At 71.1% G+C, this 26,006-nt stretch carries 21 protein-coding genes and 1 riboswitch; of the genes, 7 read left to right on the forward strand and 14 right to left on the reverse strand.

Annotated features, from left to right (window positions below):
* Positions 1-216: 216 nt before the first annotated feature.
* From F0415_RS10750 to F0415_RS10760, 3 genes are read left to right on the forward strand one after another with little or no spacing between them, the layout of a single operon-like run.
* Complete coding sequence (locus tag F0415_RS10750) at positions 217-1,320, forward strand: OmpA family protein (RefSeq protein ID WP_149861224.1); 1,104 nt, start codon at positions 217-219, stop codon at positions 1,318-1,320.
* Positions 1,320-1,856 (forward strand): hypothetical protein, encoded by a 537-nt coding sequence (locus tag F0415_RS10755; RefSeq protein ID WP_149861225.1) that lies wholly within the window; start codon positions 1,320-1,322, stop codon positions 1,854-1,856. The genes F0415_RS10750 and F0415_RS10755 overlap by 1 nt, the downstream gene beginning before the upstream one ends.
* Positions 1,853-3,163: a hypothetical protein gene (locus F0415_RS10760; protein ID WP_149861226.1), complete on the forward strand. Its 1,311-nt coding sequence runs from the start codon at positions 1,853-1,855 to the stop codon at positions 3,161-3,163. Before F0415_RS10755 ends, F0415_RS10760 begins: the two co-directional genes overlap by 4 nt.
* Here F0415_RS10760 and F0415_RS10765 read toward each other — a convergent pair.
* The gene (locus F0415_RS10765; protein WP_149861227.1) at positions 3,160-3,945 is read right to left on the reverse strand and encodes a TatD family hydrolase; all 786 of its coding nucleotides are present in this window, start codon (positions 3,943-3,945) and stop codon (positions 3,160-3,162) included. The genes F0415_RS10760 and F0415_RS10765 overlap by 4 nt on opposite strands.
* Before the next feature lie 76 nt (positions 3,946-4,021).
* Here F0415_RS10765 and F0415_RS10770 point away from each other — a divergent pair, with 76 nt between their 5' ends.
* From F0415_RS10770 to F0415_RS10780, 3 genes are all read left to right on the forward strand, one after another.
* Positions 4,022-5,068: a serine hydrolase domain-containing protein gene (locus F0415_RS10770; RefSeq protein ID WP_188310369.1), complete on the forward strand. Its 1,047-nt coding sequence runs from the start codon at positions 4,022-4,024 to the stop codon at positions 5,066-5,068.
* Between the two features lie 33 nt (positions 5,069-5,101).
* The gene (gene hrpB / locus F0415_RS10775; RefSeq protein ID WP_149861229.1) at positions 5,102-7,621 is read left to right on the forward strand and encodes an ATP-dependent helicase HrpB; all 2,520 of its coding nucleotides are present in this window, start codon (positions 5,102-5,104) and stop codon (positions 7,619-7,621) included.
* A gap of 96 nt (positions 7,622-7,717) precedes the next feature.
* Complete coding sequence (locus F0415_RS10780) at positions 7,718-8,119, forward strand: hypothetical protein (RefSeq protein WP_149861230.1); 402 nt, start codon at positions 7,718-7,720, stop codon at positions 8,117-8,119.
* Positions 8,120-8,122: 3 nt separating this feature from the next.
* Here F0415_RS10780 and F0415_RS10785 read toward each other — a convergent pair whose 3' ends face one another.
* The 3 genes from F0415_RS10785 to F0415_RS10795 all read right to left on the reverse strand — a co-directional run bounded on the left by F0415_RS10785 (position 8,123) and on the right by F0415_RS10795 (position 10,452).
* Positions 8,123-8,881, reverse strand: coding sequence for a class I SAM-dependent methyltransferase (locus F0415_RS10785; RefSeq protein ID WP_149861231.1), 759 nt, complete (start codon positions 8,879-8,881; stop codon positions 8,123-8,125).
* 18 nt (positions 8,882-8,899) lie between these two features.
* A complete protein-coding gene (locus tag F0415_RS10790; protein WP_149861232.1) occupies positions 8,900-9,445 on the reverse strand; it encodes a pseudouridine synthase in 546 nt (181 codons plus the stop codon).
* 95 nt (positions 9,446-9,540) lie between these two features.
* A complete protein-coding gene (locus tag F0415_RS10795) occupies positions 9,541-10,452 on the reverse strand; it encodes a class I SAM-dependent methyltransferase (RefSeq protein WP_149861233.1) in 912 nt (303 codons plus the stop codon).
* 181 nt (positions 10,453-10,633) lie between these two features.
* Between F0415_RS10795 and katG the strand changes: the two genes are divergently transcribed.
* Positions 10,634-12,826, forward strand: coding sequence for a catalase/peroxidase HPI (katG, locus tag F0415_RS10800; protein ID WP_149861234.1), 2,193 nt, complete (start codon positions 10,634-10,636; stop codon positions 12,824-12,826).
* 48 nt (positions 12,827-12,874) lie between these two features.
* Here the strand turns inward: katG and F0415_RS10805 are convergent, their stop codons facing one another.
* The 10 genes from F0415_RS10805 to F0415_RS10850 form a co-directional block, all read right to left on the reverse strand.
* Positions 12,875-15,094, reverse strand: coding sequence for an NADP-dependent isocitrate dehydrogenase (locus F0415_RS10805; RefSeq protein WP_149861235.1), 2,220 nt, complete (start codon positions 15,092-15,094; stop codon positions 12,875-12,877).
* A gap of 137 nt (positions 15,095-15,231) precedes the next feature.
* Positions 15,232-15,714, reverse strand: coding sequence for a YkgJ family cysteine cluster protein (locus F0415_RS10810; RefSeq protein ID WP_149861236.1), 483 nt, complete (start codon positions 15,712-15,714; stop codon positions 15,232-15,234).
* A 36-nt stretch (positions 15,715-15,750) separates the two neighbouring features.
* Positions 15,751-16,239 (reverse strand): hypothetical protein, encoded by a 489-nt coding sequence (locus F0415_RS10815; RefSeq protein ID WP_149861237.1) that lies wholly within the window; start codon positions 16,237-16,239, stop codon positions 15,751-15,753.
* Positions 16,240-16,259: 20 nt separating this feature from the next.
* On the reverse strand, positions 16,260-17,087 hold the full coding sequence (queF, locus tag F0415_RS10820; protein ID WP_149861238.1) for an NADPH-dependent 7-cyano-7-deazaguanine reductase QueF: 828 nt from the start codon (positions 17,085-17,087) through the stop codon (positions 16,260-16,262).
* Between the two features lie 25 nt (positions 17,088-17,112).
* Entirely contained in the window at positions 17,113-18,123 is a 1,011-nt protein-coding gene (locus F0415_RS10825) for a ribonucleotide-diphosphate reductase subunit beta (protein WP_149861239.1), read from the reverse strand.
* 64 nt (positions 18,124-18,187) lie between these two features.
* Positions 18,188-20,560, reverse strand: a complete 2,373-nt coding sequence (locus F0415_RS10830) for a ribonucleoside-diphosphate reductase subunit alpha (RefSeq protein WP_149861240.1) — start codon at positions 20,558-20,560, stop codon at positions 18,188-18,190.
* A gap of 213 nt (positions 20,561-20,773) precedes the next feature.
* A riboswitch (cobalamin riboswitch) is annotated at positions 20,774-20,986 on the reverse strand.
* 90 nt (positions 20,987-21,076) lie between these two features.
* Positions 21,077-22,378 carry an amidohydrolase gene (locus F0415_RS10835; RefSeq protein WP_149861241.1) on the reverse strand — a complete coding sequence of 434 codons (1,302 nt, stop codon included), beginning with the start codon at positions 22,376-22,378 and terminating at the stop codon, positions 21,077-21,079.
* Between the two features lie 72 nt (positions 22,379-22,450).
* Positions 22,451-23,551, reverse strand: a complete 1,101-nt coding sequence (zapE, locus tag F0415_RS10840; RefSeq protein WP_149861242.1) for a cell division protein ZapE — start codon at positions 23,549-23,551, stop codon at positions 22,451-22,453.
* The gene (locus tag F0415_RS10845; protein ID WP_149861243.1) at positions 23,544-24,215 is read right to left on the reverse strand and encodes an alpha/beta hydrolase; all 672 of its coding nucleotides are present in this window, start codon (positions 24,213-24,215) and stop codon (positions 23,544-23,546) included. The genes zapE and F0415_RS10845 overlap by 8 nt, the downstream gene beginning before the upstream one ends.
* A 17-nt stretch (positions 24,216-24,232) precedes the next feature.
* Complete coding sequence (locus F0415_RS10850) at positions 24,233-26,002, reverse strand: ExeM/NucH family extracellular endonuclease (RefSeq protein WP_149861244.1); 1,770 nt, start codon at positions 26,000-26,002, stop codon at positions 24,233-24,235.
* Positions 26,003-26,006: the final 4 nt, after the last annotated feature.

Below are 26,006 nucleotides of genomic sequence, written 5' to 3' on the forward strand. Positions count from 1 at the left end.
CTTCCAGCCACCCAGCTGGGACATACAATCCACTTCGGCCACGGCCGGCCCCGTTTTGTTGCCTCGAGAACAACAATTCTGCCGGGTCGGCCGTGCGCCTCTCTCCCCTCAGTTGGGAGAAGAACCATTTTTCTGGGGGGCGGCACAATTTCACGCGGGATTGCGATATGTTTCCTGTCGATCGCGCCCCCCGGCGCTGGAATCAGGAGCCTGTCGATGACCCCAAGCCACCGCCTCGCCTGCCTTGCCGTCGTGATTTCGCTGGCGGCCCCCGCCGCCGCCCAGGACATCGGGCGTTCGCTCAAGCGCACCGCCGAACGCGCGGTGCAGTCCGAGGTCGAGCGGGCGGTCGATCGTGAAGTGCGCCGCGTCACCCGCTGTGCGCTGGGCGACGAGCGCTGCGCATACGAAGCCGAGCGCCGCGGCGAGGACGTGGAGTATGTCGATTCGCGCGGCCGCGTCGTGCAGCAGGCCCCTGCCGGCAGCCGGGGCCAGGCCGCCAGCGGCCCGGCCTTCCGCGTGCTCCCCTACGCCGGGTCGAACGTGCGCGAGGAAAAGGTGCTTGCCTTCGACGCCTATCCGTTCGTGGTCGGGCGCGAAAGCAACGGCGACCTGCGCACCCGCACCGTCGAAGGCCGCGTCACCAAGACCGTCTACGACAATCCCTCGGGGCGCTCGACCCTCGAGATCCTGCGCAACTACGAGCAGGCCCTGCTGGCCCAGGGCCTGGCCCGGGTCTACAGCTGCAACGGCCGCCGCGAGTGCGGCAGCAAGTGGAAGGAAGTGGCGGACATCAACGTCGGCGTCGCGGGCGACATCCGCTACCTCGCCGCCGAGGGCCGGGTCGGGGCCAGCGCCATCAGCGTCGCGGTGATGGTCAATCCGCAGCGCAGCTGGGTCTACGTGGTCGAGGCCGAGGCGATGCAGACCGGCCAGGCCGGCGTGAGCGCGGACGAACTGGCGGCCGAGCTCGCCGCGTCCGGCGCCGTGCGCCTGGACGGCATCTATTTCGACACCGGCAAGGCGACGCTCAAGCCGGAGTCGGGCGACTCGCTGGCGCAGGTGGCCGAGCTGATGCGGCGCGATCCGTCGCTGCGGCTGGAAATCGTCGGCCACACCGACGATGTCGGCGACGCCGCGGCCAACCAGCGGCTGAGCGAGGAGCGGGCCCTGGCGGTACGCTCGGCGCTGGTGATCGAACACCGCGTGCCCGATCGCCGGCTGCGCTCGCGCGGCGCCGGCGAGAGCGAGCCGGTGGCGCCCAATTCCAGCGAGGCCGGCCGCGCGCTGAACCGGCGCGTCGAGCTGGTGAAGCAGTGATGCGCGCCCTGTTGCCGGCGCTGCTGCTGGCCGCCGGACCGGCGGCCGCGGCCGAACCGTCGGCCTGGTGCGACGCGCTGTTCCCGGTGTCCGACATCGCCGCGGCGATCGGCGGGGCCCGCGCGGCTGGCGTCGAGCGACGCGCCAGCGGCGTCGTGGCCGAGGACGATCGCCACTGCAGCCGCATCTACAGCCAGGGTGGGGACCGCTTCAGCGACGAGCTGGTGTTCATGGTCTCGCCGGCGCGCGACGCCGCCGGCGCGGTGGCGACGATCAACGCGATGGCGCGCGAGGACGGCAGCCGTCGCTTCGGCCTGTCGCGGCCCGAGGGCCTGGGCAGCGCGGCGGTGCACTTCCGCAAGCCCGATCCGCTGGCCGACCACCGCATGGAGTTCAACGTCAGCTTTGCGCTGGGCGACCGCGTGATCGAGCTGCGTTATTTCAACGTCGATGACGGCAAGCGCAACAAATTCCTGCAGGCCAGCAGCGAGCTCGAGGCCATCGCGCGGCGCATCGCCGAACGGGGCCTGCCGTGAGCCGCGCCGGCAAGGCCTTCGCCGTCGGGGCGGTCGTGGTATTCACCGGCGCGGTGCTGGCGGCCACGGGCGTGCTGCCCAATCCCTTCGATCCGCCGCCGCCCGACGTGGTCGAGTCGGGCAGCAAGGACGCCGCCGCCGCCGGCGAGATCACGATGCCGCCGCCGGCCTCGGCCAGCGATCCGTTCGCGCCCAACGTGCCGGTCATCGAGTCGGGCAGCCCGGAGGCACGGGCACTGGCGGGCGAGGTGATCGAGAAGTTCGGCGAGCCGCCCAATCCCTTCGAGCTGCCGCCGGTGCCGGTGGTGGAATCGGGCACCGAAGCGGCCTGGCTCGCGCACGGCGAAACCTTCATCGACCTGGCCGAGGAAGAGCGGCTGGCGGAAATGCGCCGGCAGGTGGAAGCCAACTTCGTCGCCAACAGCCGTTTCCCGCCCAATCCCGAATCCGAGATGGGCCGGTATCGCTTTGACCTGATGATCCGCCAGCTCATCGATTCTTCCGAAGGGCTCGGCGAGATCACCTACTTCGTCAACAGCGCCGACAACAGCCAGCTGTTCCTGCCCGGGCTGATGGGCAACTGGATGCCCGGCGGCGGCAATTTCGCGCAGGGCGAGGTGCATTTCGCGGTGCGCCAGGCCGACGGTGACGTGTTCATCTGCGGCAAGCACCAGGAGATCGGCCCGGCCTGCCTGCTGCTCGGGGAGAACCTGGGCGCGGCCTTCGGCTGGCTGCGCGACACCACCCTGCACCGCAACTTCCTGGCGTCCATCCCGCGCACGCCGCAGACCCTGGGCGAGGGGCCGGGCGGCAACGTGCAGGGCATCCGCGGCGAGGGCGACGGCATCATGCTGCAGATGTGGGTCAGCCGCCGCGCCGCGCCGGTTGCGACGCAGATGCCCTTCCTCGGCGCCGGCGTCGGCGTGATGAAGGACACGCGCATCCGCGCCAACCGCTTCGTGCATCGCACGCGCTGGGAGGGCGGTGATCTCGATGGCGGCGACCTGGTGTTCGACCTGCGCGAGATCGGCCCGGCCGAGCAGTCGGTGGACAGCAGCGACTACCGCTTCGTCACCGCCTTCACCGGCCAAGGCCTGGTCGAGGCGATGGCCTTCGGCAACCAGCTGCCGGCCTGGCAGGGCGAGGCCCGGGCGATCCAGGAAGCCCTCGACGCCTGTCCCTCCGGTCGTGCCGGCAGCGACTGCCGGAAGTTCAACCGCCAGCGCATGAAGGAACTCAACGAACGCGTGCGCGACCAGGCCCTCGACTTCGGCCGCCGCCACGGCCTCCCCGTCGACGACGACTAAAGCCCGAAGAAGGTGGCGGCGGTGGCGGTGGTGGCCGCCGCGGTCTGTTCGACGGGCTCGCCTCGGTCGCGGGCGAGCTCCTCGACGATGTGCGCCAGGTACATCGGTTCGTTGCGGCGATGGCTGGGCATCGGCCGCACGGTGCGCGGCAGCAGGTAAGGTGCGTCGGTCTCCACCATCAGGCGGTGACCGGGGATGTCCTTCACGAATTCGCGCAGGTGCCGGCCGCGGCGCTCGTCGCAGAGCCAGCCGGTGATGCCGATGTGCCAGTCGCGGTCGAGGTAGTCCCAGCACTCCTCGCGGCTGCCGGTGAAGCAGTGCACCACCACCGGGCCGAGCCGGCCCTCGAAGTCCTTCATGATCGCCAGGAAATCGGCATGGGCGTCGCGCTGGTGCAGGAACAGCGGCAGACCGGTTTCCGCGGCCAGCTCGAGCTGGCGGGCGAAGGCGGTGCGCTGCGCCGGGCGCGGCGAGAAGTCGCGGTGGTAGTCCAGGCCGCATTCGCCCGCGGCAACTACCTCGGGCTGCGCCTGCAGCGCACGCAGCTCGGCGATGGCTTCGTGGGTGCATTCGACGGCGTGGTGCGGGTGCACGCCGGCGGTGGCGTACAGCTGGCCCGGGTGCGCCCGGGCCAGCTCGAGCGCGCGCACGGAACCGGCCCGGCTGGCGCCGGTCACCACCAGCCGGTTCACCCCGGCCGCGCGGGCGCGCGCCAGCACGGCATCGAGGTCGTGGTCGAAACTTTCGTGGCCCAGGTTGGCGCCGATGTCGATCAGGTCCATGCGGATTCCGCGGGCAGAAACCGGGATTTTATCGTCCCGGCGTCAACCCCGCGCGGCCCGGCGCGTTGGAACCGGCATGAAGACCCTCGCCACGCTCGTCCTCGCCCTTTCCCTGCATGTCCCGGTGATATCGGCTGCCGAACCGGCCGCCTGCGCCGACCCGGTCGCCGACGTGCTCGAGCCACTGGTGGCCAGCCATGGCCTCGACGGGGCCTCGCTCCGGCTTTCCACGCGGCAGGGCCTGCCGGTGCGCTGGCACGCCGGCCGCCATGACGACGACACCCGCGTGCCGATCGCCTCGGCCAGCAAGTGGCTGGCGGCGCTGACCTTCGCGCGCCTGGTCGAGGCCGGACAGCTGCGCTGGAACAGCCGCGTCGGCGAGTTTTTCCCCGATGCGCCCCGGTCCACGCACGCCATCACGCTCGAGCAGCTGCTCTCGCACACCAGCGGCCTGCCGGCCGGGCCCGCGCCCTGCCTGTCGGGCCGCGGCGGCAGCCTGCAGGACTGTGCGCGGCAGATCCTCGCCGGCGGTCCGGTGGCGCCCGCCGGTACCGTCTTTGCCTACGGCGGCAACGGCATGCAGGTGGCCGGCGCCATCGCCGAGCGGGCGACCGGCCAATCCTGGGACACGATTTTCCAGCGCGAGATGGTCGAGCCGCTGGGACTGGCCGCCACCGACTGGCGGGCCTTGGCGCGGCGTCCCGGCTACGTGGGAAACCCCAACCCGCGCATCGCCGGCGGCGCGCGCTCGAGCCTGGCCGACTACGGCACGGTGGTGGACATGGTGCTCGCGCGCGGGCGTCACGCTGGCCGCGTCTTCCTGACGCCGGAGACGCTCGATTTCATGGCCCGCGACCGCAGCGCCGGGCTTCGCATCGACAAGCAGCCCGAGACCGCCGCCGGCATGGGCTACGGCCTGGGCCAATGGGTCGAGGGGCGCGACGCGGGTGGCGGGCCAAGGCGCGTCTCCAGCCCCGGCGCCTTCGGCTTCACGCCCTGGGTGGACGAATCGGCCGGCGTGGCCGGCGTGCTGCTGGTGCGCGGGCGCGGCCGCGCGATGCGCCCGGCCATCGTGCGATTGCAGCAGGCTTGCACGGCCCGGGTGCTCGCCGACCCCGACTGAGCCTGTCCCCGGCGGGCGGCTACACTGCGCGCCGTGACGACGCCCGATTTCCCCATCCAGCCGCTGTTGCCCGAGGTGCTGGCCAGCCTCGAGGCCAGGCCGCGCCTCGTGCTCGAAGCGCCGCCCGGCGCCGGCAAGACCACCCAGGTGCCGCTGGCCCTGCTCTCGGCGTCCTGGCGCGGCGACGGCCGCATCCTGATGCTCGAACCGCGGCGCGTCGCCGCCCGCGCCGCCGCCGCTTTCATGGCCCGGCAGCTGGGCGAGCAGCCCGGCGACACGGTGGGCTATCGCATCCGCTTCGAGGCCAGGGTGTCGGCGCGCACCCGGATCGAGGTCGTCACCGAAGGCATCCTCACCCGGATGATCCAGGACGACCCCACGCTCGAGGGCGTGGCGGCGATCGTCTTCGATGAATTCCACGAGCGCCACCTCGCCGGCGACCTGGGCCTGGCGCTGGCGCTGGACGTGCAGTCGCAGCTGCGCGAGGACCTGCGCCTGCTGGTGATGTCGGCCACGCTCGACGGCGAGGCCCTGGCGCGTTTCCTCGATGCGCCGCGCCTCACCAGCGCCGGCCGCGCGTACCCGGTGCAGGTGGCGCACTTCCCGGCCAGGCGCGACGAAGGCTGGCTGCCGCAGCTGCGCCGCTGCCTGGCCGAAGCGCTGCAAAAGCACCCGGGCGACGTGCTGGTGTTCCTGCCGGGGCAGCGGGAGATCGGCGAGGCGATGTCCGGCCTTTCCCCTCTCCCCAACCCCTCTCCCGCAAGGGGCGAGGGGCTTTCCACCGGCGAGCCGGTGCTCCTGCCGCTGCACGGTGACCTGCCGATGGAGCAGCAGTCCGCCGCGCTCAGCCCCGATCCGCAGGGCCGTCGCCGGGTCATCCTGGCCACCAACGTCGCGGAAAGTTCGGTGACGCTGCCCGGCGTGCGCGTGGTCATCGACCTGGGCCTGGCGCGCGAGCCGCGCTACGACCCCAACTCGGGCTTTTCGCGGCTCGAGACGGTGGCGATCTCCCAGGCCTCGGCCGACCAGCGCGCCGGCCGCGCCGGCCGCGTCGCCGAAGGCTGGGCGTATCGCCTGTGGCCGCAAAGCCAGCGCCTGGAGCCGATGCGCACGCCCGAGATCGCCCAGGTCGAGCTGGCCGGGCTGGCGCTGGAGCTGGCCGCCTGGGGCGAGGCGAAGCTGCGTTTCGTCGATGCGCCGCCGACCGGTGCCCTCGGCGCCGCGCGCGAACTGCTGCAGCGCCTGGGCGCGCTCGACGCCGGCCAGCGCATCACCGGCTTCGGCCGCGAGCTGCTGGCGCTGGGCACGCACCCGCGCCTGGCGGCCATGCTGCGGGCCGCGCGTGATCCCGGCGATCGTGCGCTGGCCTGCGACCTGGCGGCCTTGGTCGAAGCGCGCGACGTATTGCGCGAGCGCAGCGACGCCCTGGTCGCGCGCTGGCAGGCGCTGGCGGCCTTCCGCGCCGGCCGCGCGCCAGGCAACGCCCATCGCGGCGCCTTGGCGGCGATCGATGCCGCCGCCCGGCAATGGCGCCGGCGCCTGCGCTGCGAGGTCGCGCCACCGGCGGAAGCGCCGGCGCACCGCCTCGGCGACCTGCTCGCCTTCGCCTTTCCCGACCGCATCGCCCGCCAGCACCCGTCCGATCCGCGCCGCTACCAGCTGGCCAATGGCCGCATGGCCCGGCTGCTCGATGACAGCGCCGTCTACGGCGAACCCTGGCTGGTCGCCAGCGAACTGCGCTTCGAAGCCCGCGACGCCCTGTTGCTGCGCGCCGCGCCGGTGGACGAGGCCTGGCTGCGCGAGGCCTTCCCGCGCCGCTTCAGCGAGGGCGACGTCGTCCGCTGGGATCCGGAGGCGCGCGCACTGGTCCGCCGGCGCGAGCGCCGTTTCGATCGCATCGTCCTGGAAAGCCGCCCCGCCGGCCGGCCCGATCCGGACCAGGCGGCGCAAGCCCTGTGCGACGCGGTGTGCGAGCTCGGCCTCGATGCCCTGCCTTGGACCGATGGCTTGCGGCAATGGCAGGTGCGCGTGCGCTGCCTGCGCGAATGGATGCCCGAGCTTGGCCTGCCCGACGTCTCCGACGAGGCCCTGCTGGCCAGCCGCGAGACCTGGCTCAAGCCCGCCTTCGCCGGCAAGACCCGCCTGGATGCGCTGTCGGAACAGGAGTTCGGCGAGGCCCTGCAGTCCGGCCTGGACTGGTCGCTGCGGCAGCAGCTGGACCGACTGGCGCCGCGCCGGATCGCCGTCCCCTCCGGCCTGGAGCGGCCGGTCGAATACCGGCATGGCCAGCCGCCGGTGCTGGCGGTGAAGCTGCAGGAACTGTTCGGCCTGGCCGACACCCCGCGTGTGGCCGACGGCCGGGTGCCGGTGCTGCTGCACCTGCTCTCCCCCGGCGGCAAGCCGCTGCAGGTCACCCAGGATCTGCGCAGCTTCTGGGCCAACACCTATCCGGAAGTCAGGAAGGAAATGAAGGGCCGCTACCCGCGCCACCCCTGGCCGGAGGATCCCTGGACGGCCGTCGCCACCCATCGGGCCAAACCGCGCGGGCGCTGAGGCCGATCCCACGGCCGCGACACGTTTCTCCGCACAGGCGTAAGCTGTGGTTCGGCACGCAGGTCGGTTCCCCACCCCTCCCCGGGAGAAACGCGCATGAGCAAGACCAAGCAGATCGTGTCCGCCGCCAAGGCCAGGCTGGACCAGGCGACCAAGGCCTTCAAGAACGCAAGCCTGGCCAAGAAGGCCGGCGGCATTGCCGGCGTCGGCGCCGGCCTGGCGCTGGCGAAGAAGGGCGGCAGCGCCGCGGTGAAGACGGTGCGCAAGCATCCGGTCGGCGCAGCCGTGGCCACCGCCGCCCTGGCGGCGGTGGGAGCGGCGGTGTACGCGGCGCGCAAGAAGAAGGCGGCCGCGGCCAAGCCGGCGGCGAAGAAGGCAGCGGTGAAGAAGGCGCCGGCGAAAGCCTCCGCGACGAAGAAGGCGGCGGCGAAAAAGGTGCCGGCCCGCAAGCCCGCCACCAGGAAGGCGGCCCCGAAGAAAGCCGCCGGTCGTCGCTGAGGCTCAGCGCGCGCCGGTGCGTCCGGCGCGCAGCGACAGCGGCCACCGCACCTCCCGTGGCCGTTCCGGGTCCCCCCAGGCTTCGCTGAAGGCCGGGGCAAGCTCGGCCACGGCATCGCGGCCCGTTTCCTTGAGAAAACGCTGGCTGGCCGACCAGCTGCGCAGGTAGTCGAGGTACTGCGTCAATGTCCACTCGTGCGCCATGTGAAAGCGCGGCGCCTCGGTGATCTCCGCCAGCGGGAAGGGCAGGTCGCGGTAGCCGCTTTCGATGTGCCGCCGTTCCGGCGGCCAGTAGCTGTCGAGGATGTCGCGGTAGAGCCGGAAATAGACCGCGTCCACCGCCGCATCCACTTCCGACAGCCCATAGCACCACACGGCGAGCAGGCCGCCCGGCCGCAGCACCCGCCGGACCTCGGCGATGAAGCGCTCGTGCTCGAACCAGTGGTAGGCCTGCGCCACGGTCACCAGATCGGCGCCGTGGTCGGGCAGGGAGCAGCGCTCGGCTGGTTCCACCCGCCAGGTGATGCGGGGATCGGCGGGCGCCGCGGCGATCTGGGTGGCGCTGGGATCGCTGGCGTGCACGCGCCGGAAATGTCGGGCCAGGGCCAGGCTGGCCTGGCCGTTGCCGCAGCCCGCGTCCCAGGCCAGTTCGTGGTACGGGCATTGCCCGGACAGCCATTCGAACAGGGCCGCCGGATAGGTCGGGCGGGCCTGTGCGTACTGGCTGGCGTGGCCGGAAAAATGGTCCTTGAAGTCGGCCATGTCGGCAGCTCCGGAGCGTCAGTGGTCCAGTTCGCGGAACTCGCCCGGCTTCAGGCCTTCCAGGCGATACGGGCCGATGCCGATGCGTACCAAACGCAGCGTCGGCAGGCCGACCGCGGCGGTCATGCGCCGCACCTGGCGGTTGCGGCCTTCGGTGATGGTCAGTTCGATCCAGCTGTCGGGTACGGACTTGCGGAAACGCACCGGCGGCGTGCGCGGCCACAGCCAGTCCGGTTGCCCCACCAGCGGCTGGGCCTTGGCCGGCCGGGTCGGCCCTTCCTTGAGCGTGACACCCGTGCGCAAGGCTTCCATCTGTTCGTCGCCGGGCTCTCCCTCCACCTGCACCAGGTAGGTTTTGGGCCAGTGGAACCGGGGCGAGCTGATCCGGGCGATCAGGGGGCCATCGTCACTGAGCAGCAGCAGGCCCTCGGAGTCGAAATCCAGGCGTCCGGCCGGATAAACCCCGGACGGCAGTGCGAAGCCGGCCAGGGTCGGTCGCGGTGGCTCGCGGCGGTCCGTGAACTGGCTCAAGACCCCGTAGGGCTTGTTGAAGGCGAGCAGCATCCGTGCAGTGTAGTCCCGCCGGACGTTTTATGCCCGCCCGCTGGCCGGATGCGGTCGCCGGGCTTGACCGGCCCAGCCTTGCCCGCTGTCGGCCGCTAGTCCGCGGAGGCCGATCCGGCCGGTTTGACGAAACGCAGGGTCATGCGGTCGCTTTCGCCGATGGCGGCGTACTTCTCCCGCTCGCTTTCGTCGTGGCGGTTGGAGGGCGGCAGCATCCACACCCCCTTGGGGTGGTCCTTGGTATCGGCCGGATTGGCGTTGATCTCGCTCTTTTCCTCGAGCACGAAGCCGGCGGCGGTGGCCAGCGAGATCACGTAGTCCTCGGGTACGTAACCGCTGCCCTTGACCTCGTCCCAGGTCTTGCCTTCGGCGGCGCGGTGCTCGACCACCCCCAGCACGCCGCCGGGCGCCAGCACCTCGAAGAAAGCGGCGAACATGGCCTCGGCATAGCCGCCGTCGGCCCAGTTGTGCACGTTGCGGAAGGTCAGCACCACGTCCATCGAGCCGGGTTCGCCGAACACCGGTGCCTTGGGGTCGAACTCGATCAGGCTGACGTCGCCGTAGACGTCGGGACGGGCGGCCAGCTTGTCGCGCAGGCCCTGGTTGCTGCGGGCATAGTAGTTGCGCGCGCCTTCGCTCTCGACCGCCTCCGGATCGACGATGGCGCCGACATAGCGGCCCTTGCCTTCCGGCAGCGGCGCCAGGATCTCGGTGTACCAGCCGCCGCCGGGGGTGATCTCCAGGATGGCCTGGGAGGGGCCGACGCCGAAGAACTCCAGGGTTTCACGCGGGTGCCGCCAGACGTCGCGGGCGGTGTTGGCCGGGTCGCGCCAGTCGCCGGCCAGGACGGCGTCGAGCCGATCGGCGCTCGGCCGGCGCTCGGAGCCGGTGGAGTCGGCGGTGCCGGCAGCCGGTTCGGCGGCGGGCGCTTCGGGCGCATCCGCCTGCCGGCAGGCGGACAGGGCCACGGCCAGGGCAAGGGCGAGCGGAACGACGACGGTACGCATGCGGAGCTCCGGTGACAGGGACGGGGCCACCGAGGCTAACACGCCCGCCATCGGCGACATCCCCGCATCGGCGCTGCGGCGATACACGCTCCCTATTGTTGCCATCGGAACAAAAGATTTCCCCTCGCCGGTCCTCCGGTTCAAGCTGGTCGGACCCAGCGACCACTGCGAGGAGATCCCCATGAGCGCCGAAACCAAATGCCCGGTCAACCACATCGGCATGGGCAAGGGCCCGCGCAACCGGGACTGGTGGCCCGACCAGCTCGATCTCAGTGCCCTGTACGTGCATTCGGACAAGTCCAACCCCATGGACAAGGGCTTCGACTACCGCAAGGAGTTCCGCAAGCTCGACCTGGACGCGGTCATGGCCGACCTCAAGGCGCTGATGACCGATTCCCAGGACTGGTGGCCGGCCGACTACGGCCATTACGGCGGCCTGATGATCCGCATGGCCTGGCACGCCGCCGGCACCTACCGCATCCATGACGGCCGTGGCGGCGGCGGCACCGGCGACCAGCGTTTCGCGCCGCTCAACAGCTGGCCCGACAACGGCAACCTGGACAAGGCCAGGCGCCTGCTCTGGCCGATCAAGAAGAAGTACGGCAAGAAGCTGAGCTGGGCCGACCTGTTCATCCTGGCCGGCAACGCCGCCCTGGAGTCCATGGGCTTCAGGACGCTCGGCTTCGCCGGTGGCCGCGAGGACATCTACGAACCGAACGTGGTGGACTGGGGGCCGGAGCGGGAATGGCTGGCCACCAGCGACAAACCCGGTAGCCGCTACTCCGGCGAGCGCGACCTGGCCAACCCGCTGGCGGCCGTGCAGATGGGCCTGATCTACGTGAACCCGGAAGGCCCGGACGGCAAACCCGACCCGGTGGCCTTGGCCAGGGACATTCGCGAAACCTTCGCGCGCATGGCCATGAACGACGAGGAGACCGTCGCCCTCACCGCCGGCGGCCATACCTTCGGCAAGGCGCACGGCGCCGGCGATGCCGCCCTGGTCGGCCCGGAACCGGAGGCGGCGGACATCGCCGAACAGGGCTTCGGCTGGATCAGCAAACACGGCAGCGGCAAGGGCAACGACACCATCACCAGCGGCATCGAGGGCTCCTGGACCCCGAATCCGATCCGCTGGGACAACGGCTACTTCGACATGCTGTTCGGTTACGACTGGGAGCTGGTGAAGAGCCCGGCCGGCGCCTGGCAATGGCATCCCAAGGACCTCAAGCCCGAGCACCACGCGCCGTCCGCGCACGACCCGGCGAAGAAGGTCACCGTCATGATGACCACCGCCGACATGGCCATGCGCATGGATCCTGCCTACGAGAAGATCTCGCGCCGCTTCCACCAGAACCCCAAGGAATTCGCCGACGCCTTCGCCCGCGCCTGGTTCAAGCTGACCCATCGCGACATGGGTCCGCGCTCCCGCTACCTGGGCAAGCTGGTACCGAAGGAGGAGTTCATCTGGCAGGACCCGGTGCCGCCGGTGGACCACCCGCTGGTGGACGACAAGGACGTGGCCGCGCTGAAGGCCAGGGTGCTGGGCTCCGGCCTCACCACGGCGCAGCTGGTCGCCACCGCCTGGGCCTCGGCCTCGACCTTCCGCGGCAGCGACAAGCGCGGCGGCGCCAACGGCGCGCGCATCCGCCTTGCCCCGCAGAAGGACTGGGAAGCCAACCAGCCGGCCCAGCTGGCCAAGGTGCTGGCCGTGCTCGAGGGCATCCGCAAGGACTTCAACGCCTCGGCATCCGGCGGCAAGAAGGTGTCGCTGGCCGACCTGATCGTGATCGCCGGCAATGCCGCGGTCGAGGACGCGGCGAAGAAGGCCGGGGTGGACATCGTCGTGCCCTTCTCCCCTGGCCGCACCGACGCCAGCCAGGAGCAGACCGACGTGGAGTCCTTCGCCGTGCTCGAACCCCGGGCTGACGGCTTCCGCAACTACGCCGCCAAGGGTGTCGGCGGCCTGGCCGAGCGGCTGGTGGACAAGGCCGCCCTGCTGACTCTTACCGCGCCCGAGATGACCGTGCTGATCGGCGGTCTGCGCGTGCTGGACGCCAACGTCGGTGGCAGCAAGCACGGTGTGTTCACCCGGCGGCCGGGCGTGCTGAGCACCGACTTCTTCGTCAACCTGCTGGACATGGGCACGAAGTGGTCACGCTCGGACAAGGACGCCAACGTCCTGGAAGGCCGCGACCGCAAGACCGGCGAGCTCAGGTGGACCGGCACCGTGGTGGATCTGGTGTTCGGGTCGAACTCCCAGCTGCGCGCCCTGGCCGAGGTCTATGCCGAAGACGACTCGCAGGAGAAGTTCGTCCGCGATTTCGTCGCCGCCTGGACCAAGGTCATGAACCTGGACCGCTTCGACCTGAAGTAAGGGGTTTGAAGTAAGGGCCTTGGCCACGCAATGCGTGGCCAAGGCCACTCAAAGCGCCGCCAGGGCGGCGTTGAAGGTCGGGCTCGGGCGCATGGCAGCGGCGGCCTTGGCGGGGTCGGGGCGGTAGTAGCCGCCGATGTCCACCGGCCGGCCCTGCACGCCGTTGAGCTCGGCGACGATCTTCTCCTCGTTCTCCGCCAGGGCCTTGGCCAGCGGCGCGAACTTCGCCCTCAGGGCGGCGTCCTCGTCCTGCTCGGCCAGGGCCTGGGCCCAGTACAGGGCCAGGTAGAAATGGCTGCCGCGGTTGTCCAGGCCGCCGAGCTTGCGGGCCGGCGACCGGTTCTCGTCGAGGATGCGGCCGTTGGCCCGGTCCAGAGCCCTGGCCAGCACGCCGGCGGCGGCATTGCCGCTGCGCTCGGCCACATGTTCGAACGAGGCCTGCAGGGCCAGGAACTCGCCAAGGGAATCCCAGCGCAGGTAGTTCTCGGCGACGAACTGCTGCACGTGCTTGGGCGCACTGCCGCCGGCGCCGGTCTCGAACAGGCCGCCGCCGGCCATCAGCGGCACGATGGACAGCATCTTGGCGCTGGTGCCCAGCTCCAGGATCGGGAACAGATCGGTCAGGTAGTCGCGCAGCACGTTGCCGGTCACCGAAATGGTGTCCTCGCCGCGACGAACCCGCGCCAGCGAGTGCTTCATCGCTTCCACCGGCGCCAGGATGCGGATGTCCAGGCCGGCGGTGTCGTGTTCCTTCAGGTAGCGCTCCACCTTGCCGATCAGCTGCGCGTCATGGGCGCGCTGGCGATCCAGCCAGAACACCGCCGGCGTCGCGCTCAGGCGGGCACGCTGCACGGCCAGCTTCACCCAGTCGCGGACGGCGGCGTCCCGGGTCTGGCACATGCGCCAGATGTCGCCCGCCTCGACCGCATGTTCGAACAGCAGTGCGCCGGTCTCGTCCAGCACCCGCACGGTGCCGTCGGCGGGAATCTGGAAGGTCTTGTCGTGCGAGCCGTATTCCTCGGCCTTCTGCGCCATCAGGCCGACATTGGGCACGCTGCCCATGCTGGCCGGGTCGAAGGCGCCGTTGGCCTTGCAGTCGTCGATCACAGCCTGGTAGATGCCGGCGTAGCAGCGGTCCGGAATCACCGCCTTGGTGTCCTGCAGTTCGCCGCGGGCATTCCACATGCGGCCGGAGTCGCGGATCATGGCCGGCATCGAGGCATCCACGATCACGTCGCTGGGCACGTGCAGGTTGGTGATGCCCTTGTCGGAGTTCACCATCGCCAGGCCCGGGCCCTGGGCGTAGACGGCCTCGATGTCGGCGCGGATGGCCGCCTGCTCGCTCTCGGACAGCTCGCCCAGGCGGGCGTAGAGGTCGCCGATGCCGTTGTTGGGATCGAAGCCGATGCGCTCCAGGGCGGCGGCGTGCTTCTCCAGCGCCGCCTTGTAGAACTCGTTGACCACGACGCCGAACATGATCGGGTCGGAGACCTTCATCATGGTCGCCTTCAGGTGCAGCGAGAACAGCACGCCCTGGCGGCGGGCGTCCTCGATCTGGGTGGCGACGAAGCCGGCCAGCTTGCGCCGGCTCATCACCGCCGCGTCGACGATCTCGCCGGCCTGCACCTTCAGCTCCTTGAGCAGGTTGGTGCGGCCATCCTTGCCGACCAGCTCGATGCGCAGGCTGCCGGCCTCGGCCATGGTCGCCGAGCGCTCGCTGCCGTAGAAATCGCCGTCCTGCATGTGCGCCACGTGCGACTTCGAATCGGCGCTCCACTTGCCCATGCGGTGCGGATGCTTGCGGGCGTAGTCCTTCACCGACCTGGGCGCGCGCCGGTCGGAGTTGCCCTCGCGCAGCACCGGATTGACCGCGCTGCCCTTGACCCGGTCGTAGCGCGCCTTGATCTCGCGCTCGGCTTCGTCCTGCGGCTCCTCCGGGTAGTCGGGCAGGTCGTAGCCCAGGGCCTGCAGTTCCCTGATCGCGGCCTTGAGCTGCGGTACCGAAGCGCTGATGTTGGGCAGCTTGATGATGTTGGCCTCCGGCCGGGTGGCCAGGACGCCCAGTTCCGCCAGGTCGTCGTTCACCCGGCGCTCGCCCAGGCGCTCGGGAAACTGCGCCAGGATGCGGCCGGCCAGCGAGATGTCGCGCGTCTCGACTGCGATGCCGGCGGCGCCGGCGAAGGCCTGCACGATCGGCAGCAAGGATTGCGTGGCCAGCCAGGGCGCTTCGTCGGTGAGGGTGTAGAGGATCTTGGGCGTATCGGACATGTGGGCGTCGCTCGGATTCGTGCGGCGTCCCGGCCCGTACGCCGATCGGCTTCGTACGGGCGTGGCGCCGCGGGGCGGAAATGCCGCTCATTGTCGCGGTTCCGCCGGGTCGGGGAAAGCCGCGCCCGGTCGGCGCATCAGTGCGCGTGCGTAGGGTCGTCCGGTGGCTGCGGGCCCGGCGGCGCCCCGCCAGGCAATGTCTGCAGGTCCGTGTCCGCAGCCGTCGGACGGAGGTGGTACTCGGCCCCCGCCGCCGGCAGTTGCACCGGCAGCATTGCCCAGTCTTCGGGGGTCAACGGCTTCAGACCGTGGGCGATGCGGCCCTTGTCGCATTGCGGGCTGTGCCGGCCGAACTCCCAGGACGGTTCGACTTCCCGGCAGACCGAGGGCCGTTGCGGGTAGATGCCGCAGTGCCCGTCCACGCCGATGCTGCCGCGCAGGGCGATGCAGCGCGGGCGCGGGCCATCGGTGCCGCGCATGGCCAGTTCGTGCCGGCGCAGCGGCACCACCATCTCTTCCGGTGGGCCGTCGGGATTCGTGGGTTGGGCTTCCGACCAGTGAAAGGAAACGCGGAAGGTGGCGCAGCAGGCGCCGCAACGCAGGCAGGGGTGGTGGTTCATGGCGCGTCGGCCCGACGCGACCGGGGGCACCGGCGGTCAGCGCACCTCGAAGGAACGGGTTTCGACCACGCGATCATTGATCGCGACCTGGAACTGGTAACGGCCCGGCGGCCACGGATCGGGCTGCCGCAGGCTGAAGCTGGCCACGATGGGCGTGCTCGGATCGAGCGTTTGCCCGGCCCGGGCGATCTCGCGGCCGTCCGGGGCCAGCCAGCGACCCGACAGGGTCAGGCCTTCGCTGCTGCCGACGGTGACCACCGCGGCATGGATGCGGTCGCCGGGAGCGAACACCTCCAGCGGCTGCAGGACCTGGCCCTCCTCGTCCACCGCCGTGCCGAAGCTGATCGAAGCGATGCGGAAATCCCCGCCGGGCAGGGGCGGCAGCTCCGGCTCCGCCACCTCGGCTTCGGCTTCGGCAGCGGCTTCGACCGGAGCGGTCTCGGCCGGCGGCGCCGTCTCCTCGCGGCCGCAGGCGGTCAGGAGCGGCAACAGCAACGGCAGTGCGGCGAAGCGGACGGTGCGCATGACGTCTCCGGGCGGGTGGCTCACTGGCGGGCAGTACGCGGGTTGCCGGGCAGGGGCATGCCCGGGGTGGCGCGGAAGGGGTTGATGTCCAGGCCGCCGCGGCGGGTGTAGCGGGCATACACCGCCAGCCGCTGGGGCCGGCAGCGCTGCAGGATGTCCATGAAGATGCGCTCGACGCACTGCTCGTGGAAATCGCGGTGCAAGCGGTAGGACACCAGGTAGCGCAGCAGGCCGTCGCGGGCGATGCGCGGCCCGGCGTAGCGGATCTGCACGCTGGCCCAGTCCGGCTGGCCGGTAACCGGGCAGTTGGACTTGAGCAGGTGCGAAACCAGCACCTCGTCGGCGCGCAGGTCCGGATCGGCCGAGAGGAAATCGGGTTGCGGCGGGCCGTAGTGGCCGATCTCCAGGGGCAGATCGTCGATCGGCTCGCCCTCCAGTGCTTCGATGGCGGCGGCGTTGGCGGAAGCGGCCGGGGTCAGCACCACGCTGACCGGAGCGCCGGCGACCGCGCTCAGGTCGCGTACCAGCTGCGCGCGCAGGCTGTCGGTATCGGCGAAGCGGGCCTGGGCGTAACTGCCCAGGTACAGCTTCAGGCTCTTGGACTCGATCAGGTGGCTGGAGGCCGCCGGCACCCGCAACTCGGCCAGGGCCACCCGCGGCTTGCCGCGGGCATCCAGCCAGCTCAGCTCGTAGGCGTTCCACAGGTCCACGCCGGTGAAGGGCAGCTCGCCCTCCAGGCCGAGCGCCGCCCGGCCCGTCGCCCGGGCGATCGGGAACAGCAGGCCGGGGTCGTATTCGGCCGGGTAGGCGACGGCCCTGCCCAGCGGGCCGAGGTCGGGGGAGCTCATGGCGCGCATTTTCCCACAGCGCCGGCTAGAACGCGTGATCGAAGCCGACCTCCCCGGTCACCCCGACCTGGTAGGCCGAGACCCGCCGCTCGAAGAAGTTGGTCAGCTCCTGCACATCCTGCAAGTCCATGAACGGAAAGGGGTTGCGGGCACCGAAGTGGCGGGGCAGGCCGAGCTGGGCCAGGCGCTGGTCGGCCACGTATTCCAGGTACTGGCGCATGTCACGGAGCGACAGGCCGGCGACGCCGCCGCTGAGCACGTCCTCGGCGAAGCGGTACTCGCAGTCCACCGCCTCGCACAGCATCCGCAGCACCTGCGCCTTGAGTTCGTCGTCGAACAGGTCGGGCTCCTCCTCGCGCGCCACCCGGATCACCTCGAAGGCGAAGGCCATGTGCCCGCTCTCGTCGCGGAACACCCAGTTGGTGCCGCTGGCCAGGCCATGCAGCAGGCCGCGCGAGCGCAGGTAATAGACGTAGGCGAAGGCGCCGAAGAAGAACAGGCCCTCGATGCAGGCGGCGAAGCAGACCAGGTTGAGCAGGAACTGCCGGCGCTGGGCCCGGGTTTCCAGGCGTTCGAGCCGGTGCACGCTGTCCATCCAGCGGAAGCAGAACTCGGCCTTCCGGCGGATCGAGGGGATGTTCTCCACCGCGGCGAAGGCCTTGGCCCGCGCCGCCGGATCGGGCAGGTAGGTATCCAGCAGGGTCAGGTAGAACTGCACGTGCAGCGCTTCCTCGTACAGCTGCCGTGACAGGTACATGCGCGCCTCAGGCGCGTTGACGTGCCGGTAGAGGTTGAGCACCAGATTGTTGGCGACGATCGAGTCGCCGGTGGCGAAGAAGGCCACCAGCCGCTCGATCAGGTGCCGCTCGGCCGGGCCGACCTTGTGCCTGAGGTCGTTGAGGTCGAGCGAAAAATCCACCTCCTCCACGGTCCAGGTATTGCGGATCGCATCGCGATAGCGTTCGTAGAACTGCGGATAGCGCATCGGCCGCAGCGTCAGTTCGAAACCGGGATCCAGAAGCTTCGATGTGGTCATGGTGTGTTCCTCTGCTTGCCGGCGCCTCGCCGGCGTTTCGGCGGCGGCGGGCCGCAGTGCCGGATCACTGGCAGGCCTCGCAGGACTCCGGGTTTTCCAGCGAGCAGGCGACGGCGGCGGCAGGAGCGTCCACGGTGGCCTTGGCGATGCGGGTGGCCGGGCGCGAACGCAGGTAGTAGGTGGTCTTGAGGCCCTTCTTCCAGGCGTACATGTACATGGACGAGAGTGCGCCGATGTTCGGGTTCTCCATGAACAGGTTCAGCGACTGGCTCTGGTCTATGAAGGCACCGCGGTCGGCGGCCATGTCGATCAGCGAGCGCATGGGGATCTCCCAGGCGGTGCGGTAGACCGCCCGCAGCTCGGCCGGGATCTCGGCGATGGCCTGCACCGAGCCTTCGGCCAGCTTGATCCGGTCGCGCATTTCCGGCGTCCACAACCCAAGCTTCTTGAGCTCGGCCACCAGATGACGGTTCACCTGCAGGAAGTCGCCCGATAGCGTCTCGCGCTTGAACAGGTTGCTGACCTGCGGCTCGATGCACTCGTAGCAACCGGCGATCGAGGCGATGGTGGCAGTGGGCGCGATCGCCACCAGCAGCGAATTGCGCAGGCCGTGTTCGACGATGCGCTGGCGCAAGGCGTCCCAGCGCGCGGTGTCGGCCGGCCGTACGCCCCAGGCGTCGAACTGCAGTTCGCCGCGGGCGGCCCGGGTCTGGTCGAAGGCGGGGTGTCGGCCGCGTTCCTGCGCCAGTTCGCAGCTGGCTTGCAGGGCGTGGAAATAGATCTCTTCGGCGATGCGCGCCGACAGTGCCCGCGCCTCCGGGGCATCGAAGGGCAGCCGCAGCCGGAAGAACACGTCCTGCAGCCCCATGCAGCCCAGTCCGACCGGGCGCCAGCGCAGGTTGCCGCGGCGGGCCGACTCGATCGGGTAGAAGTTCAGGTCGATCACCCGGTCGAGCTGGCGCACCGCCAGGCGCACGGTATCGGCCAGCCGCTCGAAATCGAAGCCGTCTTCGCCCAGGTGCCGGGCCAGGTTGATCGAACCGAGATTGCACACGGCCGTCTCGTCGGCGCCGGTCACTTCCAGGATTTCGGTGCACAGGTTGGACAGGTGGATGACGTTGCCGGGCCGGGCGGTCTGGTTGCCGGCACGGTTGCACTTGTCCTTGAAGGTCATCCAGCCGTTGCCGGTCTGGGCCAGGGTGCGCATCATCTTTCCGTACAGCTCGCGGGCGCGCAGGCTGCGCACCGCCAGGCCGCGGGCCTCGGCCTGTTCGTAGGCGGCATCGAAAGCCTCGCCGTACAGGTCGGTCAGCTCCGGCACCCGGGCCGGATCGAACAGCGACCAGTGCTGGTCGGCCTCGACCCGGCGCATGAACAGGTCCGGGATCCAGTTGGCCAGGTTGAGGTTGTGCGTGCGCCGGGCTTCGTCGCCGGTGTTGTCGCGCAGTTCCAGGAACTCCTCGACGTCGGCATGCCAGGGCTCGAGGTAGACGCAGGCCGCGCCCTTGCGCCGGCCACCCTGGTTCACCGCCGCCACCGAGGAATCCAGGGTCTTGAGCCAGGGCACGATGCCGTTGCTGTGGCCGTTGGTGCCGCGGATCAGCGCGCCGCGCGAACGGACCCGGGTCCAGCCCACGCCGATGCCGCCGCTGAACTTGCTCAGCTTGGCGATGTCGGCATAACGCTCGTAGATGGACTCCAGGGTGTCCTGCGGCGAGTCGAGCAGGAAGCAGCTCGACAGCTGCTCGTGGCGGGTGCCGGCGTTGAACAGGGTCGGCGAGCTGGGCAGGTAGTCCAGGCCGGCCATGCGCCGGTACAGGGCCAGGGCCTCGGGCACGTCCTCGCTGAGCGCGCAGGCCACCCGCAGGAAAAACTGCTGCGGCGTCTCGATCACCGTGCGCGCGGTCGGATGCCGCAGCAGGTAGCGGTCGTACAGGGTACGCAGGCCGAAGTAGTCGAAACGCAGGTCGAAGGACGGGTCGAGGGCGTCGTTGAGCTTGCGCGCGTTGGCCTGGACGAAACCCAGCAGACGGTCGTTGACCAGGCCAAGGTCGTGGCCGCGCTGCACCGATTGGGAAAACGCGTGGATCTCCTGGCCGGCCACTTCCTTCTCGATCAGCCCGGCCAGCAGGCGCGCGGCCAGGCGGCCGTACTCCGGCTCTTCGCCCGAGAGCAGGGCGGCGGTGCGGATGGACAGCTCGTCCAGCTCGCGGGTGCTGGCGCCGTCGTACAGGCCGGAGATGGTGCGGGTGGCCACGCGCATCGGATCCACCGCATGCAGGCCCTCGCAGCAGCGGGTGACGGCGCGGACGATCTTGTTCAGGTCCACCGGCTCGCGCCGGCCATTGCGCTTGGTGACGGTCATGCCGGCATTGGCCGGCGGCGGGGTGAGCTGGAAGGGCGGCGCCTCGGGGGCGGGGGCGACGGTCTGGTTCATCCTGGTCTCCGGTGCGTGGCGCACGGGTCGCCGCCTTTCCCTCGAAGGCGGCGCACGGGGGCGGACACCGGCGCCGGGCGCCGCGCGACCACGCCCCCGCGGGCGTACGAGTCTGGCCAGGATGGAGGCAGGGTGTCGCAGGGCCCGCGACGGGGCGGCCCGGAGACACCGGCCGCCTCCCCCCGGAGACCCTGGGCCGGTCACCGCGCGGCGTGCTTCGCGCGGCTGTCGGCAGGTCTTCGGGCTCGCGGACGCGAGGCGCGGACGCCTCTCCTACTGGCCGTCGCTTCCCGGGCCGCGGGGGCCCAGTGCCTGTGACGGCGGTCGTTTCCACATACCGCTGCGGGGCAGCGCCGGAGTCGCACCGGCTTCCCTATTAACCCTTCCGCCTCGGCGGCGGTCGGGACCGACGGCCACAAGATATAGGGGCCGTCGGAGAGCGTCAACGCAAGATATTGTTTAGCCTGGCTGTCACCCCGCCCAAGCCCGGCACCGCTGCAGCGGCCGCGGCAGGGCTCAGCCGGCCTCGTGCAGGTAATCCAGGGCCACCTGCAGCATGGCCCGGGTGCCCACCTTGAGGGCCTGCTCGTCCAGGAAGAACTCGGGCGAGTGGTTGGACGGCGCCGTGAGCGGATCCTGGCCGGCCGGGGTGGCACCGACGAAGAAGAAGAAGCCGGGCACCTCGCGGGCGTAGTAGCTGAAGTCCTCGGCACCCATCACCAGGCCCATTTCCACCACGTTCTCGCGGCCGACCACCTTCTCCAGGCTGGGCACGGCGCGCGCGGTCAGGGCCGGGTGGTTCACCGTCACCGGATTGCCCTTGCTGTCCGGCACCTGAGCCACGGCGGTCGCGCCGTGGGCGTGGGCGACCGACTCGGCCACGTTCTTCAGGTCGGCGAACACCGCCTGGCGCATGCCCTCGTCGAAGGTGCGGATGGTGCCGACCAGTTCCACCTGGTCGGGGATGATGTTGTAGCGGATACCGCCGTTGATGGCGCCGAAACTGACCACCACCGGCAGGCGCGAAATATCCTGACGCCGGCTGACGATGCTTTGGGCGGTGCCGACGATGTCGGCCGCGGCGACGATCGGGTCTACCCCGCCCCAGGGCCGCGAGCCGTGCGTCTGCCGGCCCTTGACCACGATGTTGAAGCGGTCGGAGGCGGCCATGGTCGGGCCGCTGCGGAAGCCGACCTGGCCGGCGTTGAGCGTGCTGAAAACGTGCAGGCCGAACACCGCCTCCGGCCGGAAGCGCTCGAAGACGCCCTGCCGCAGCATTTCCTCGGCGCCACCCTCCTCGCCGTCGGGCGGGCCTTCCTCGGCCGGCTGGAAGATGAAGAGCACCTCGCCGGGCAGCTCGTCCTTCATCGCCGCCAGGGCCTCGGCCACGCCCATCAGGATGCCGGTATGGGCGTCGTGGCCGCAGGCGTGCATCACGCCCGTGCTTTGGCCGCGAAAGACGGTCGTGACCTTCGAGGCGAAGGGCAGGCCGGTGCGCTCGGTCACCGGCAGCGCGTCCATGTCGGCGCGCAGGGCGATGCGCGGACCGGGCCGGCCGCCGCGCAGCACGGCGGTGACGCCGGTGGTGGCGATGCCGGTGCGCACGTCCTCCAGGCCGAGCGCGCGCAGGTGCTCGGCCACCAGCCCGGCGGTCCGCACCTCGCGGTTACCCAGTTCCGGATGCTGGTGGATGTCGCGACGCCAGGCCTGGACCTTGGCGTCCACGGCGGCGGCCAGCGCTTCGACATCCGGTGTTCGCGCGGCGGCGGCGGACGACAGGGCGGCGGCGAGGGCGGCGGCAAGCAGCAAGTGGCGCATGAGCGATCCTCCGGGAACGAGGCGGCCGGAGCGGCCGCTGTCGCGAATCTACCCCAGGTCGGAGCCGCCGGCTCAGGGCCGGTGCCCGCGCGCCAGGTATTCGGCGCTGCGCATCTCCACCAGGCGCGAGGCGGTGCGCTCGAACTCCTGGCGCAGCTTGTCGCCACCGTACAGCCACAGCGGGTCGGCGGCGGCGCTCAGCAGCAGGTTGACGTTGCGGTCGTACAACTCGTCCACCAGGTGCACGAAGCGACGGGCGGCGTTGTCGCTGCGGGCGTCCATCAGCGGTACGCCGGACAGCAGCACGGTGTGGAAATCGCGGGCGATTTCCACGAAATCGGCGGCCGAGCGCGGCCCCTCGCACAGGGCCGGGAAGTCGAACCAGGCAATGCCCTCGGCCAGGGCCCGCACCGGGATCGCCCGGCCGTTCACCACCAGCGGACCGGTTTCGCGCGCACAGTCGGCGGCCAGGCGCCGGTAGTGTTCGGCCAGGGCCTGTTCCGCCGCCGGGCCCAGCGGCGTCAGGTAGGTCTCGGCACGGGTCAGCTGGCGCAGCCGGTAGTCTTCGGCGCCGTCCAGCTCCAGCACGGCGCAGTGTCGCTCCAGCAAGGCGATCGCCGGCAGGAAGCGCTGCCGTTGCAGGCCGTCCCGGTACAGGCCGGCCGGCTCGATGTTCGAGGTGGTGACCAGTACCACGCCGCGCGCGAACAGCCGTTCCAGCAGCCGGCCCAGGATCATGGCGTCGGCGATGTCGTTGACCACGAACTCGTCCAGCACCAGCAGCCGCAGTTCCTCGGCCAGGCCGTCGGCGACCACGGCCACGGTGTCGGCGGTGTCGTCCGGCAGCGCCTGGATGCGCGCGTGCATCTCGACCATGAAGCGGTGGAAGTGCCAGCGCCGGCGCGGCAGTCCGCCCAGGTGTTCGACCAGCAGCTCGGTCAGGAAGGTCTTGCCGCGGCCGACGCCGCCCCAGAGGTAGAGCCCGGGCACCGGCGCCGGCGGCGGGCCGAACCAGCGCCGCCAGCCGCGCCGGGCCTGGCCGGCCAGCAGGCCGCGGTGGATGCGGTCGAGTTCGGCCAGGGCCGGTTGCTGGGCCGGGTCCGGGCGCCAGCGGCCGGCGGCCACGCCGGCGGCGTAGGCCGCCGAGGGAAGCAGCACCGGGTTTTCAGTCATTGCGCGGCGGCGGCAGGTTCTTGCGCACGCCGTTCTTGATGGCTCCGCGCAGGTCCATCAGCCGGCGGTGGAAGAAGTGGCTGGTATCGGGCATGCGCACCAGCGCCGGCTTCGGGTCCAGGCCCTCGATCCAGTCGTAGACCCCCTGCGGATCCACCACCTCGTCGGCCTCGGGCACGATCACCAGCCAGGGGCAGTCCGGCGGCAGCACGCCGGTGAAGTCGCGGAGCCCCACCGGCGGGGCGATCGAGATCATCTGCTTCACCGGCAGCTGCCGGGCCGCCTTCAGCGCCACCCAGCTGCCGAAGGAAAAGCCGGCCAGCCACAGGGCATCGCCCGGGCGTTGCTTCTGCGCCCAGGCCGCGACCGCCAGCAGGTCCAGGACCTCGCCGCGGCCGTTGTCGAAACTGCCCTCGGACTGTCCGACCCCGCGGAAGTTGAAGCGCACCGCCGGGATGCCCAACTCGCTCAGGGCGCGGGCGGTCATGGTGACCACCTTGTTGTGCAGGGTGCCGCCGTCCGGCGGGTTGGGATGGCAGACGATGGCCACGCCGGCCCGGCCCGTGTCTTCCTCGGGCAGGTCCACCATCAGCTCCAGGCGGCCGGCCGGACCGGGCAGGTACAGGGAGCCGGACTCGGTCGGGAAGGCGGGCAGGGCGTCCATGGCCGGGATGATAGCGGCTAGCGGGCCAGGTCGAGGCCCAGCAGCAGGGGATCGTGGTCGGAGGCCCGCCAGGGCTGGCCGCTGTCGTCGCGGCGGTAGTCGAAACCCTCGGCCTCGTCGGCATTGGCGTGCCAGGCCGCCACCCCGCGCAGGCGCGGCGCCAGGCCGGCGTCCAGCAGGGCGTGATCCAGCCGGCCGGCCTGGCCGCGGTACACGTAGCTGTAGGGGCCTTCGACCCCGGCCAGGGCGAAGGCATCGGACCAGCCCTCGGCCAGCAGCCAGCGAATCGGATCCTCGCGGGCATAGGCGTTGAAATCGCCCAGCAGCACGGTGCCGGCCGGGGCCGTGCCGGTCGGGTCGCCGGCCAGCCAGGCGTGCAGCCGGCGCGCCGACGCCAGCCGGGTGGCATTGAAGCAGGCCTGGCCGTCGCCCTGGTCGCGGTCGAGACCCGTGGCCTCGGCGCAACCGCCCTTGGACTTGAAGTGGTTGGCCACGACCAGGAACACCGGCCCGTCGCCCGCCCGGAACGCCTGCGCCAGCGGTGCCCGGCTCAGTTCGGCGAAGGGCCCGTCCTCGACCGTCGCCGGGGCGCCCACCGGCCGCAGGCGCTCGGCCCGGTAGATCAGCCCGACCCGGATCGGATCGTGCCCCGGACCCTGGCCGGCATCCACGAAGCGCCAGTCCCGGGCCGGTCCGGCCGCGTTCAGCGCCGCCACCAGTTGCGCCAGCGAGGAATCCGCGCCGTAGCCGTCGTTTTCCAGCTCCAGCAGCACCACGGCGTCGGGCGCCATGGCCTGCAGCGTCGCCACCAGCTTGGCCTGCTGGCGCCGATACTCGTCGGAGCTGGCCGCTCCGCGCGCAGTCGGAAAACCACCGCCCTTGCCGTCGCCGTTGAAGAGGTTGAGCAGGTTGAAAGCGGCCAGGCGCACCTCGCCGGCGACCGCGGGGGGCTCGGGCCGCGGCGCCTGCTCGACCGCATCCAGGCCTTCGGTCAACTGCAGCCGGTAGCTGCCGTGGCGCTGGTCCAGCACGCCGGTGGCGCCGCGCACCCGGCTGCCCGCCCGCAACGGCGCGGTGGCCGACAGCGGCTCGGGCAGGTACCAGATCCGGTCCGGATCGCGCCGGTCGCGGGCGTCGTCCAGGCGCAGGCTGCGGCGGGCGTTGTCCTCGGCCAGGGCGGCGGCATCCTGGCCCGGCAAGGCCCGCTCGGTCGGGGCGAACAGCCGCTCGCCGAAGGCGACCAGCAGCTCCCCGTAGCGGCCCAGGTTCTCGTTGCCGCTGACCGTGACCGGTCCGGGCAGCCGCATCAGCATGCCTTCCAGCGCCTCCCAGTCGGCGGCGCTGGCCGGGGCGGCGGTCAGTTCCAGCGCCTGCGCTTCGGCCCGGCCGAGCAGCTCGACCTCGGCCCCGTCCAGAGCGGTCAGGCTGGCGCCCTCCTCGCCCAGTTCCACCACCTGGCCGCGGGCCCGCACGTGGTCGCCGGGGCGCAGGCGCGGGCCGGCCTCGGGGCTGCGGGTCAGATACAGGCCCTCGGCCGTGGCCGGATCCCCGTCCCCCTCCAGGGACTGGATGAACACGCCACCCAGGCCACGGGCGAAATTGCCGGTGACCACCCCTTCCACCTGCACCTCCTGACCCTCCAGCGGGCTGCGCGGGCCGCGGCCCTGGACCTCGGCGATGGCCGACACCCCGGGCGTGGGCCCCGTGGCCGCGGGCGGCGGCGCCGGGGCCTCGCAGGCAGGCAGCAGCAGGGTCAGGAGCAGCAGGGTGGGCAGGCGCTGGCGCATGGCG

The organism is Arenimonas fontis (assembly GCF_008386465.1).
Taxonomy (GTDB): Bacteria; Pseudomonadota; Gammaproteobacteria; order Xanthomonadales; family Xanthomonadaceae; genus Arenimonas; species Arenimonas fontis.